The sequence below is a fragment of the Candidatus Pelagibacter sp. Uisw_101 genome (assembly GCF_047727615.1).
In the GTDB taxonomy this organism is placed as follows: Bacteria; Pseudomonadota; Alphaproteobacteria; order Pelagibacterales; family Pelagibacteraceae; genus Pelagibacter.
This window is the reverse complement of sequence record NZ_CP159821.1, coordinates 881743-894366: the sequence shown is the minus strand read 5'-3', so window position 1 is coordinate 894366 and position 12624 is coordinate 881743. Positions and strand designations below refer to the sequence as shown.

Below are 12624 nucleotides of genomic sequence, written 5' to 3'. Positions count from 1 at the left end.
TTAAACCTCTCATGTTTCATAAATTTAAAGTTAGCAACGATTTACTTGGCATATTTTATATGCTTTTATGTCAATTTTCATTTGCAACAAATGATGCTTTTGTAAAAGTTATTTACGAAAACTATGATGAGATATTTGTTTTAAACCAAATCATTTTTATTAGGGGTATTTTTACATTACTTTTCATTTTATTATTTCTTTATATTAAGAAAGAGCTTAATTTTAACTTAATCTTTACTTCAAATGAATTGAGAGTGAGAGGCATTTTAGAATCCTTAGCAGCTTTATTTTTTTTCATTGGTATCGCTCTATTACCCTTTGCAAATGTTTATATTTTATTAAGCATGGCACCAATTTTATTAACTGCATTTGGTGCAATATTTTTAAGAGAAAAAGTTAGATGGAGAAGGTGGAGTGCAGTGTTATTGGGTTTTGTTGGTGTGGTGGTGGTAATTAATCCTGGAAAATTAGAGACTAGTTATTATTTTATCTTTCCTATAATTGCAGCAATTATGCTTTCGATTAGAGACATGTATACAAAAAATTTTAAAAAAGATTATCCTAGTCTACAAATTGCATTTATGACCTGTTTTGTTGTTACAGCTCTTTTTGGCTTGTTAAGTATTTATAAATTTTATGATTTTAGTTTAAAGGATATATTTGTTTTGTTTATTGCTGCTTTTTTTCTAGCTCTAGGCTACATTTTTTCAATAGCAACAATCAAAATTGCACTAGTTTCTGTTACATCAACATTTAGATACTCAGTTATTTTATGGGGAATATTATATGGACATTTTTTATTTGATGAGGTGCCATTAACTAATACTTATATAGGGGCTTTAATAATTGTTATTAGTGGATTAATTATTATTTCAAGACAAAAAAAGATTGGGGTTATAAAATAAAATCAAAATCTTGTTAGTTAAACTTTTAGGACGTATAATTAAAACATGAAAAAAATATTAATTATAATTTTTGCATTATTTACAATTAAAGCTTTTGCAGTGGATAAAAGCACAACTTTTAATAATGAAATTTTTCAAAAAGCTCAACTTGAAGGAAAAACAGTTGTTATTAATTCTTGGAATGAAACTTGTACAACTTGTAAAGCACAGATAAAAATTTTAGATCAAGCTGAAAAAGAATTTAAAAATGTTCTTTTTTTAAGTTTTGAGCAAACCAAAGATAAAGATATAGCAAAACAATTAGGTATTGATTATTGGACTACTATTGTTGTTTATAAAAATAATAAAGAAGTACAGAGAAGCATTGGCCAAATGGATAAAGCTAAAATTTACGAATTAATAAAATCTTAATCTCGAATAATAAAGCCTGTTACTGATCATTTGACAATCCAAAAAATGATATTTATTATATAAACCAATATACCATAAAACAAGAACATGAGGATTTTGTCTTTTCCTGTTTTTTCTTCCCAGTTCAATTTAAATAATACTGATGGAGAAGCTACTAATAGGATAATCCCAATTACAATTACAAGTAATGATAAAATTATAAATACATTCATAATTAAATTTATTTAATCAATTCTAAACCAGCTTGTTTCCAGTTTTTTAGACCACCAATTAAATGTGAGCATTTATTATATTGATAAGACTTTGATATTTGTACTGCCAGAGTAGATCTTTGACCAATAGCACAATAAAACAAAATTTTCTTATTCTGTAATTTAGTTTTATTTTTGTTTAAGTAATCATTAATTTCTGGGAAAGAAACTCTTGTACTATTTTTAATCTTTCCAATTTTATCTAGTTCATTTTGCTCTCTAAGATCTATTAAAATTATATCTTTTTCTAATAAACAATTTTTAAACTCATTAGGTTCAATTCCGTTATTAACTTTTTGTTTATCAAGATCTATTCCAAGTTTTAAATTATTAGGAACTGCTACATCCATTAATTTAGGGTCAGGTAAATTAAGATTATTCATAATTTCTATATATTCATTAACTGACTTTACTTGCAGCCGTGGGTTAAATTTTTTTTCTTCTAAAATGGTACTTACAGTATCTCCTTTATAATCATGAGCTGGATACACCAAAGTTTCATCAGGTAATTTTAATAATTTATTAAAAATAGAATTATAAGAATCTTGTGGATCACCATTTTGAAAATCAGTTCTTCCAGTTCCTCTAATTAACAGTGTATCACCGGTAAAAACCCTATCGTTCATTAAGAAACTAAAACTTTCTGATGTATGACCTGGTGTGAATAAAGCTCTAAATTCTAGACCATCAATTTTGATTAATTCTTCATTTGATACTTGCATAGATACGACATCTACTGGTGTTTTATCACCCATAATTGTTACACAATTTGTTTGATCTCTTAGTTCTGCAATCCCCGAGATATGATCTGCATGTATGTGTGTATCTATTACTTTTACTAATTTTAAATCTAACTCTTTTAATAGCTGCATATATCTTTCAACATTTTCTAATACAGGATCAATGATTAAAGCCTCCCTACCTTTAGCGGAAGCAATTAAATAAGTGTAGGTACTTGAACTCTTGTCAAATAATTGACGAAATAACATTTAAATACATTATCATTATATTGAGAATAGTAGAATCTATTTAATAGTACCAAATCTTAAATAAATTTTGTCTAAATAATAAAATAGAGATAATGCTCTTAACACCATAAACAAACACAAGGAAATCCATATTCCAGTATTGCCCATTATTTTTGTTAAATATAAAGATATTAATAAATAAGAAAATACTGAGAAAATCATCGCATTTCTAAGTTCTTTTGTTTGTGATGCACCAATAAATATTCCATCAAATTGATAACAAAATGATGAAATGAAGGGCATAAGTATTAGCCATACCACATAAGATGAGCTTAGATTTCTAATACTTTCAATATCAGACATTAATGTAATGACGTACTTGTTAATAAAAAAATAAATTATTGAAATAATTAATCCTGTAAATGTACTTAAAATAAAAGAGTTTTTAACAATCTTTTTAAATAAATTTATATCTTTTTTACCCAAAGAATATCCAACCATACCTTCAGTTGAAAATGCGTAAGCATCAAGAATGAAAGCAGACAAAAAAACTAAGTTAATCAAGATGGCATTTGCCGCAATATAGTCTTCACCAATTTGACTGCCAAGGTAAGTAAACCAAAAAAATGAAAAGGTTAATAATATAGTTCTAATAAATATGTTTAGATTAATATTAAAAATGTTTTTAAGTTTATTAAGATCTATTAATTTATTAATGTTGATATAAATTTTAGACATCTTATTTAGATACCAAAATGTATAACCTAGAAAAGTTGTGGATATTAAAAGTGCTGAGAATAAAGTCCCATAAGCAACCCCTTTAATATTTAAATTAAATTTTGAAACTAAAATAATACTTAAAATTATATTTAGAATTGAAAAAAAACCAACGGCTAAACTTGAGATTTTGGTCTTTTGTAATCCAACAAATAAACCAGTTATAATGTAAAGTGTTAACTCACCAGGTGCTGAATAAATTCTTATTTGAAAGTAATCCTGATAAAATTGCTTAGTAGTGTCTGATAAATTAAAGATACCCACACTTAGATTGAATATATAACTTTGTAATAAAATTAAGATCAATGAAATTAGTAAAACAAAAACTAAATTTCGAACAACAATATTAAATATTTCTGTGTAATCTTCTTTACCATAAGCTTGTGAAACTAAACCAACAGTTCCCATTCTTAAAAAACCAAAGCTCCAAAAAATCATAGAAAATAAATTAGCAGCAACAGAAGTTGCTGATAAATATGATAAATTACCAAGATTACCCATTAAACCAGTATCAATAATGCCAACCATTGGAATGGCTAAATTTGCAAAAAAAATAGGAATAGATAATTTTAAAATGTATTTAATTGAGGGGTTTTGCATTTAAGCAATAAACTTCAGTATAGATTTAGCAGGAATTGTTTTTTTAATCCAATCTTGAGGAATACCTTTTATACCTTTGTAAGCTGCAAAATAAGCACCAACAAAATTAGCACGAGAACAATTACATCCACCAGCTTTAATTGTTTTAATAACTGCTGTTTTAAAATTTTTAGAGGTGATGATTGCATGTATTGCACCATTAAAGGTACCTGGATAACTACATGCTTTACCAAATTTCTTTACAACAAAATTGTGTGGTTTTGACTTTATTTTTTTAACTTTTTTGATGTTTTCAATAACATTTTTAAAATATTTGTTTTTTATGTTTTTTCTTAAAAAACTATTAATTGGATCCTTGTCTCCTTTATCGGCTAAATCAATAATCTTAAGTTTTGCCAAAGCGAATTGTTCGCTAATCTTGCCATTAGCAACCGTTCTTATAATTTGTTTTGTTTTCTGGTCAGATGTGTTTGAAAAATAAAAGGGTAGACTTGCGCAATACCCATCTGACTCGTTAACTTTAGTCCCACCCGTGATAGTTTTTTTTAATTTAATGTTTTTAATAGTTTCTAAGATATTTTGATGAATCCATGGACCTTTCATGGCTGTTTTCCATTTAATCTTTTTGTATTTTTTTCTTAAAGATAAGTTTTTCCAATAGCTTGAGCCTGGTCCAAAATTTTTGACAATATTCTTTTTAAAAAGCTTAATAACTTCTTTATGGTTGGCAGTTTTTGTTAATGTTTTAAACATCACCTGACCTACATCGTTGTATCCAGAAACTTCGCCTGTTTTAATAGAATAGAATGGAGATCTATTTTTCCTAAAGAAAGCAATATTCTTTTTTCCTTTAATATAAGATTTAAGTTTTCTGTCGTCATAGACCCAATGCAAAGGTCTTGCTGCTGCATCTGCGACAGTTGCACCAAGAAATATATGTAACTTATCAAACATCAATAACTAATACTTTATTTAAATATAAGTTAAAATGTTTTAAATTAAGTAATGTTAAGTTTTAAAAATTGGGATAACAAAACTTGGATTTCATCTACAAGATATATCCATTCCTTCAATAATTTTTTACTAAAACAAAAAAAATTAACTAAACACTCAAAAATTTTAGATATTGGATGTGGTCGTGGCAAGATAATGGGCTCATTATCTTTTAAACTTAAATTAATAAACAAGCCTATTGGACTTGATATTGAAAATCATAAAGATTTTGACAAAAGAATTATATTTAAAAAAGCAAATGCAATTAAATATCTTAGAAATAATAAAAAGAAATTTGATTTAATATTGATTAAACAAACTATTCACTTATTTAACTTAAAAGACATTAAGAAGATATTAAGCTATTCATACGCCAGTTTAGAAGTGGGAGGAATTATTTTAATCTTAACTTTAGATACCAAAAATAACGAAATTCCTACATTTTCTTTAATGAAACAAAAACTTAATCAGTCACTCAAAAGAGACATTCTTATTTGGAAAAAACTACTTCAACTAAATATAAAAAAAAGCATCACTAAATTTTATTTTAAAGTGAATATTAAAAAAAACATATATTTAAAAATGATAAAACAACGCTATATATCTACTTTATTAAAATTTAGTTCACTTCAAATTTTTAATGGAATTAATGAGATTAATCTTAAATATAAAAAAAATATTTTATTTAATGATAAACTCAAATGTATAATATTTACTAAAGTTTAAAGAATTCTCTTTAAAATATTTTCTTTTAATAAAAATTTATGAAACAGTACAGCTAAAATATGTAATATGATTAATCCAATCAATGCATAATTTGATAATATATGAATTGAATAAAACTGCTCAGAAAGCTCATAATTATAAGTTAAATTAATTTTTTTAAAAAAAATAATCAAGCTTTCACCATTAAATAGTTTTTTTAAGATACCTGAGAATGTGACAGTTAATAAAGTCAAATATAATAATAAGTGATTTAATTTTGCTATAAATTTTTGTCCTAGAAAAGCACTTCCTTTAAAATCAGGAATTGGCGTTAATACTTTAAAGATTAGTCTTATTAAAGTTACGTAAAATATGATTAATCCAAATAATATATGATAATTTTCTATATCAACCCTAGATTGATCAAAGTCTAAATCCACCAAATAAAACCCTAAAGGTATTTGAACTATTAATCCTGCGGCAGTTAGCCAATGGAATAATTTACTTAGTAATCCATATTTCGTTTTGTTATTTAATATAGACATATTTAAATTAAGCACATTATGACAACAATTAAAAATACTTTATTTTTTATATTTATATTATTTTACAGTTTCAGTGCTTTTTCTGAGCAAACTGTAGAAGAGATTATTAAAGAAAGAAAATCTATTTTTAGTAAAAATTATAAAACTGCAAAAAGAGTTAATAGTCTTGCTTCTAATGGAGATATAGATGAAGCAAAAAAACTAATGATTGAAATGAGTGTTAATTATAAAAGATTAATAGATCTTTTTCCTGAAAATTCAAAAGTAGGATTTGGAACAGAAGCTTTGCCTTCTATTTGGGAAAATAAAGATGAATTTAATTTATTAATGACAAAAGCTTCTAATAATATGATTGAGCTAACGTCTGTTATTGATAGAACAGAAGATGTGAAGGCAACTCTTGGAAAATATATGTGGAGTAGCTGCAAGTCTTGTCACTCAAAATTTAGAGCTGAAAACTAAGATTTAGTTGTTAGCATTTGAAAATTTTAATATTGTTAAATTATAAATGTCATCCGTATTACCAAAATCAGCAAAAGTAGTAGTTATAGGAGGAGGTATTGCTGGTTGTTCTGTTGCCTATCACCTTGCAAAGTATGGTTGGAAAGATACGATATTATTGGAAAGAGATCAGTTAACTTCAGGAACTACTTGGCATGCAGCAGGTCTTGTTGGTCAATTAGGAGCGTCAGCTACAATTACCCGTCTTAGAAAATATTCATTAAACCTTTATAAAGAATTAGAAGAAAAAACTGGATTATCAACTGGATTAAAACAAAATGGAGCAATCACAGTTGCTAGCACACCTGAAAGATTACAAGAATTATTAAGACAAGCAACAGCTGCACAATTATTTGATGTCAATGTTGAAAGTGTTAGCAAACAAAGAATAAAAGAACTTTATCCAGTTATAAATGACGATGACATTTTAGGTGGAGTTTATATGCCAGAAGATGGTCAGGCAGATCCTATAGGGGTTACAAATGTATTAGCAAAAGCTGCAAAGATGGAAGGGGCTCAAATATTTGAAAAAACTCCAGTTGAAAAAATATTGGTTAAAGATAAAAAAATTGTTGGCGTTCAAACTAAATTTGGCAAAATTGACTGTGAATATGTTGTAATTGCAACTGGGATGTGGTCGAGACAAATTGGAGAAGATATTGGTGTAAGTATTCCGTTATATCCAAATGAACACTTTTATATCATTACAGAACCATTAGATAAATTACCTAAAAACTTACCAGTTTTAAGAGACTATAATTCCTGTCTATATTTAAAAGAAGATGCCGGGAAAATGTTAGTTGGGATATTTGAACCTAATGCAAAACCTGCTTTTAAAGATAAGGGAGTTGTTCCAGAAGATTTTTCATTTGGTGAGTTTCCAGATGATTTTGATCACTTTGAACCTTATTTGGAAAAATCATTTCAAAGATTGCCCATGTTAGAAACTGCTGGAATTAGAAAATTTTTTTCAGGACCTGAATCTTTTACACCGGACACCCAATATCTTTTAGGAGAAACTCCAGAAGTTAATAATCTTTTTACGTGTTGTGGATTTAATAGCATTGGGATCGCAAGCTCTGGTGGTGCTGGAAGAGTTACTGCTGAATGGATGATTAATGGATATATGAATGAAGATTTATTTTCACTAGATATTAAAAGATTTCAAAAATTTCATTCATCTAAAAAATTTATTATGGAAAGGGTAACGGAAACTCTTGGTGATTTATATGGAATGCACTGGCCTTATAAACAGCATAACACTTCAAGAAATCAAAGACTATTGCCCTATCACGAAGAATTAGAAAAAGAAGGAGCATGCTTTGGTGTATCGGGTGAATACGAAAGACCTATGTGGTATGCACTAAATAATGAAAAAGCAGAATACAAATATAGTTTTGATTATCAAAACTGGTATCCTTCAGTTGAATTTGAAACAAAAAATACAACTACTAATGTTGGTTTGTACGAACTCTCTCCATTTTCTAAATATGAAATAAAAGGAGAAGAGGCGCACAGTGAATTACAAAGAATATGCACAGCTAATATTAAAAATGAAATTGGTAGATCAACATATACACAAATGCTGAATAAGGCTGGAGGAATTGAAACAGACTTAACAGTTATTTGTATTGATAAAAATCATTTTAGAATAATAAGTTCAGCTGCAACAAGAACCCATGATAAAGCACATATTTTAAAACATTTATCACGCAATTTAGAATTTAAAGATATTACTGATGATCTAGTTTGTTTAGGAATTTTTGGACCCAAAAGTAGAAATTTAATCTCAAAAATTTCAAATGATGATTTTAACAATGAAGCATTCAAATTTGGTTATGGAAAAATCGTAACACTTGGTTCAAAAAAAGTTTGGGCTCAAAGATTATCTTATGTAGGTGAATTAGGATTTGAACTTTATATAGAAAATAAAGATGCTAAAGAAATTTATCAATTAATTGTTAATGAAGGAAAAAATCATAATTTATCTCATTGTGGGTCACACGCAATGGATACCATGCGAATGGAAAGTGGATTTTTGCATTGGGGTCACGACATTTCACCTGAAGAAAATCAATACGAGGCAGGATTAAATTTTGCAATTAGTTATAAAAAAGAAATCACCTTTATTGGGAAAGAAAGCTTATTAAAAATAAAAGATCAAAAACAAAATAGAAGATTTATTATGCTGTCACTTAAAGATAGTAAGCCTGGTACACCTCTATTATTACATGAAGAGCCAATTTATCTTGCTGATAAGATTATAGGAAGAACGACATCTGGAAACTATTCCTTTAATTATAAAAAAAACCTATCTTTTGGATATGTAAGTTCATCACATTCAAATGAAGAACTTTCAAAAATGGACCTATATATTGAAGTCGCTAAACAAAAATTCCCAGCAATAGTAGAAATCACTCCTCTAAAAGATAAACAAGCTAGATTTTTATAATTTTTAGTTGCTGAGTTAAATAATTGGTGGTTAACTAATGTTATGCAAAAAGCTTATTTTCATAACCGTAAACATAGCAGCGAAAAAAAAGTTCAAAAAAAAACTATTCCATTACAATATATTGATCAAAATAGAATTGTAGACATCAATAAATTATTGAACCGAGTACGAATGGATGAAAAAAATGAAACTAAAAGAAATATCATTTTTTATAGCTTAACAACTTTAGTCTTAGGTCTTTTTTCAACTCTTATAATAATTATAAAATAATCATATTGATCAAAAGTTGATTGATCTAAATTAAAAATCTATTATAAATCAACAATAATTAAGTGGCGGGGTAGCTCAGTCGGTTAGAGCGCAGGACTCATAAGCCTGAGGTCAGTGGTTCGATTCCACTTCCCGCTACCACTTTAGATATTTTTTTAATTTTGAAAAATTCATTGTTTGATTAAGGGGTAATTTTGGATTTTTTTTCAACTTAGTTTTTTTTACTGATTTGTTATATTTTTTAACAAAATTATAAACAGATTGAGATTTACCACCAACATTAATTATACCAGTTTTATTAATAATTTTTGGGAGTATCTCAACTAAATCTTCATGAAACATGAAATTAGTTTTTAAGTTAGTAAAAGCAGCATCATGTGAAAATGGTTTTTCTGTCATTGTTACTCTAAGTATTAATGAGTTTTTGTACATTGAAACAGCACATTCGCCACCTAATTTTGATAAGCCATAATTGTTAAAAGGCTTAACTGGATCTGTTTCGTTATAATTCCCCTTTTTACCCTCATAAACATAACCTGTAGAAAAATATATCAATTTAACTTTATACAATTTACAAGTCTTTACTAAATTCGCTGTTCCAATAATATTAAGATCTATACTTTTTACAATATTCTTTTCATGAATACTCATTGGTCTTGATAGACCTGCGCAATGGAGAATTATTTTTGGCTTATGTTTTTTAAAATTTTTTTTGATAGATTTTAGGTTTAAAATATCTAGCTGTTTTTTAGAACAAAAGATTAAATTTAATTTTTTATTTTTATCTTTTAATATTTTAGCAAATCTTCCATCACCACCTGTAACTAAAATTTTATTATCCATTAATTTTATTATAAAACTCTTTAAGAGAGTAATTTTTTTTATCTTTTATTGACAAGATAGGTTTCTTGATAGGCCATTTAATATTCAAATCTTGATCGTTATATTTTATGCCTATTTCAGATTTAGCATTTCTATACTGAGTACAACTATAAATTATAAAATTCTCTTTATCTAGAGTACAAAACCCATGAGCAAATCCTGGTGGAATATAAACAGATAATGAGTTTTTTTCACTTAAAATTTTTGAATAATATTTTCCATATGTTTTGGAATTTTTTCTAAGATCCACAGCTACATCAAAAATTTTTCCTTTTATAACTGTTATAAATTTACCTTGAGGATTTTTACTTTGTATGTGGAGACCTCTGATTATATTTTTTTTAGAAAATGACATTACATGAAATGGAAATTTCTTCTTAATGTTTTTTTCCATTACCAATTCTTGAAAATACCCTCTTGAATCAAGAAATTTATGTTTTTTTAATAAAATTAAACTATCGAATTTTGTTTTGATTATCATTTATAATAATTTTTTTAAATAATCAGAATATTGACATTTACCATAAAATTTAATTGATCTGCTAATTTTTTCCTTATTAATCCATTCATTTAGTAATGCTATTTCCTCAATACATGCAATTTTTAATCCTTGCCTATTTTCTACAGCTTGTACAAAAGCAATTGTTTTATAGTAATCATCAATTGAACCCGTATCAAGCCAAGCACCACCTCTACCTATAAAATTTGCTCTCAGTTTATTTTTATTCTTATACATCATTAATAAATCAATAATTTCTAGCTCTCCTCTTTTGGATGGTTTTAACTTTTTTGCATAATTCACAACATTTTTATCAAAAAAATATAAGCCCGTAATAGCATCATTTGAAATAAATTTTTTAGGTTTTTCTTTAATTGAGATTATTTTTTTATTTTTATCCATTTTTGCTACACCAAAAAGTTCTGGATTTTGAACCTTGTGTAATAATATGCCTGCACCTTCTTTAATTTTTGCACTCTTCAAAAGTATTGAACTTAGATTTTGACCATAAAAAAAATTATCACCAAGTATCATTGCAACATTTTTATTATTAATAAATTTCTCACCTAAGATAAAAGCATCAGGCAAACCTCTTGGTTTATCTTGTTCTTTGTAAGTGATTTTAATTCCTAAATTATCACCATTTGGAATTAATTTTTTATACTGCTCCACCTGTCCTTTATTAACAATAATTAAGATATCTTTTATTTTTGCAAGCATCAAAATTGATAATGGATAAAAAATTAAAGGCTTGTCATAGATAGGAAGAAGCTGTTTATTTATAGCTTTAGTTAATGGACTCATTCTTGAGCCTGTTCCACCTGCCAATATTATGCCCTTTGTAATCATTTTTTTAGTCCTAGTCTTTTAACAATATCTTTTTTTGCTAGTGAAGAATAATATTTTTTATTATTTAAATACCATAAAAAAGTTTCTTTTAGACCGTTATCAAATTTAATTTGAGGCTTCCATTTAAGTTTTTTTTTAATTTTGTTGCTATTAAGGGCATATCTTTGATCATGTCCTGGTCTATCCGGTATATATTTAATCTTAACGTTATGACCTATAGTGATAAAATTTTTAGCAATCTTAATCAGTGCTTTTGTTATTTGAATATTATTTAAATTTTTATTTGATCCAATATTATAAAATTCACCAATTTGTCCTTTTTCAAAAACTTTAAACAGCGCTGTACAATGATCTTTCACATGTAACCATTCTCTAGAATTTTTTCCTTTTCCATAAATTGGCAACTCTTTATTGTTAATAATATTGTATATTAGTTTAGGTATTAGTTTTTCTGGATGCTGTTTGGGACCATAGTTATTAGAACAATTTGAGATTACAGCTGGAATATTGTAAGTGCGTGTATAAGAGTAGACTAAATGATCAGAGGCAGCTTTACTAGCAGCGTAAGGTGAACTTGGTTTGTAAGAGTAATTCTCATCTGACCTGCCTTTTAAAATGTCTCCATAAACTTCATCTGTGGAAATATGAACTAGTTTACTATTATGTTTTGATGAAAATGTTTTAAAAGCTTCCAGAAGATTGAATGTTCCAAGAACATTGCTGTTAATAAAATTTTTAGGCCCATCTATAGATCGATCAACATGTGTCTCTGCTGCTAAATTAAAAATACAAATAGGTCTGTATTTTAATAATACGTTTAGTATTTTTTTACTGTTTAAATCACATTTTATAAATTTGTACTTAGTATTATTTTTATATTCCTTAAGGTTATAAAAATTTGATGAATAACTAACTTTATCTAAATTAATTACTGAATATTTTTTGCTTATTAATAGATCGATTAAGTTACTACCAATAAAACCAAGCCCGCCAGTCACTATGATATTTTTATTCAT

13 protein-coding genes and 1 tRNA gene are annotated in these 12624 nt (G+C 26.9%); 6 read left to right on the top strand and 8 right to left on the bottom strand.

What is annotated here, in order from left to right; all coding sequences use genetic code 11:
* Positions 1 to 11 precede the first annotated feature (11 nt).
* Both ABXT48_RS04775 and ABXT48_RS04770 read left to right on the top strand, forming a co-directional pair.
* Complete coding sequence (locus ABXT48_RS04775; protein WP_415285874.1) at positions 12 to 905, top strand: DMT family transporter; 894 nt, start codon at positions 12 to 14, stop codon at positions 903 to 905.
* 45 nt (positions 906 to 950) lie between these two features.
* Positions 951 to 1316 carry a TlpA family protein disulfide reductase gene (locus ABXT48_RS04770; RefSeq protein WP_415285873.1) on the top strand — a complete coding sequence of 122 codons (366 nt, stop codon included), beginning with the start codon at positions 951 to 953 and terminating at the stop codon, positions 1314 to 1316.
* A gap of 220 nt (positions 1317 to 1536) precedes the next feature.
* Here the strand turns inward: ABXT48_RS04770 and ABXT48_RS04765 are convergent, their stop codons facing one another.
* Genes ABXT48_RS04765 through ABXT48_RS04755 form a run of 3 tightly spaced genes read right to left on the bottom strand, consistent with a single transcriptional unit; the run spans position 1537 to position 4866 of the window.
* Complete coding sequence (locus tag ABXT48_RS04765; RefSeq protein WP_415285872.1) at positions 1537 to 2556, bottom strand: MBL fold metallo-hydrolase; 1020 nt, start codon at positions 2554 to 2556, stop codon at positions 1537 to 1539.
* A gap of 36 nt (positions 2557 to 2592) precedes the next feature.
* Entirely contained in the window at positions 2593 to 3912 is a 1320-nt protein-coding gene (locus ABXT48_RS04760) for an MATE family efflux transporter (protein WP_415302704.1), read from the bottom strand.
* The gene (locus ABXT48_RS04755; protein WP_415285870.1) at positions 3913 to 4866 is read right to left on the bottom strand and encodes an ADP-ribosylglycohydrolase family protein; all 954 of its coding nucleotides are present in this window, start codon (positions 4864 to 4866) and stop codon (positions 3913 to 3915) included.
* A gap of 51 nt (positions 4867 to 4917) precedes the next feature.
* On the opposite strand from ABXT48_RS04755, the gene ABXT48_RS04750 reads away from it, so the two are divergent.
* Positions 4918 to 5631: a class I SAM-dependent methyltransferase gene (locus ABXT48_RS04750; protein WP_415285869.1), complete on the top strand. Its 714-nt coding sequence runs from the start codon at positions 4918 to 4920 to the stop codon at positions 5629 to 5631.
* Here ABXT48_RS04750 and ABXT48_RS04745 read toward each other — a convergent pair.
* On the bottom strand, positions 5628 to 6155 hold the full coding sequence (locus ABXT48_RS04745; RefSeq protein WP_415285868.1) for a cytochrome b: 528 nt from the start codon (positions 6153 to 6155) through the stop codon (positions 5628 to 5630). The two genes, ABXT48_RS04750 and ABXT48_RS04745, sit on opposite strands and share 4 nt — an antisense overlap.
* Positions 6156 to 6173: 18 nt before the next feature.
* Between ABXT48_RS04745 and ABXT48_RS04740 the strand changes: the two genes are divergently transcribed.
* The 3 genes from ABXT48_RS04740 (at position 6174) to ABXT48_RS04730 (ending at position 9519) form a co-directional block, all read left to right on the top strand.
* Entirely contained in the window at positions 6174 to 6617 is a 444-nt protein-coding gene (locus tag ABXT48_RS04740) for a cytochrome c (protein ID WP_415285867.1), read from the top strand.
* A gap of 46 nt (positions 6618 to 6663) precedes the next feature.
* Positions 6664 to 9108, top strand: a complete 2445-nt coding sequence (locus ABXT48_RS04735; RefSeq protein WP_415302703.1) for a GcvT family protein — start codon at positions 6664 to 6666, stop codon at positions 9106 to 9108.
* 334 nt (positions 9109 to 9442) lie between these two features.
* A tRNA-Met gene (locus ABXT48_RS04730) sits at positions 9443 to 9519 on the top strand.
* On the opposite strand, the gene ABXT48_RS04725 is transcribed toward ABXT48_RS04730, so the two are convergent.
* From ABXT48_RS04725 to rfbB, 4 genes are read right to left on the bottom strand one after another with little or no spacing between them, the layout of a single operon-like run.
* A complete protein-coding gene (locus ABXT48_RS04725; RefSeq protein ID WP_415302701.1) occupies positions 9514 to 10221 on the bottom strand; it encodes a sugar nucleotide-binding protein in 708 nt (235 codons plus the stop codon). The genes ABXT48_RS04730 and ABXT48_RS04725 overlap by 6 nt on opposite strands.
* Positions 10214 to 10741 (bottom strand): dTDP-4-dehydrorhamnose 3,5-epimerase, encoded by a 528-nt coding sequence (rfbC, locus tag ABXT48_RS04720; RefSeq protein WP_415285863.1) that lies wholly within the window; start codon positions 10739 to 10741, stop codon positions 10214 to 10216. The genes ABXT48_RS04725 and rfbC overlap by 8 nt, the downstream gene beginning before the upstream one ends.
* Positions 10742 to 11608 (bottom strand): sugar nucleotidyltransferase, encoded by an 867-nt coding sequence (locus tag ABXT48_RS04715; RefSeq protein WP_415285862.1) that lies wholly within the window; start codon positions 11606 to 11608, stop codon positions 10742 to 10744.
* The gene (gene rfbB / locus ABXT48_RS04710) at positions 11605 to 12624 is read right to left on the bottom strand and encodes a dTDP-glucose 4,6-dehydratase (protein WP_415285861.1); all 1020 of its coding nucleotides are present in this window, start codon (positions 12622 to 12624) and stop codon (positions 11605 to 11607) included. The genes ABXT48_RS04715 and rfbB overlap by 4 nt, the downstream gene beginning before the upstream one ends.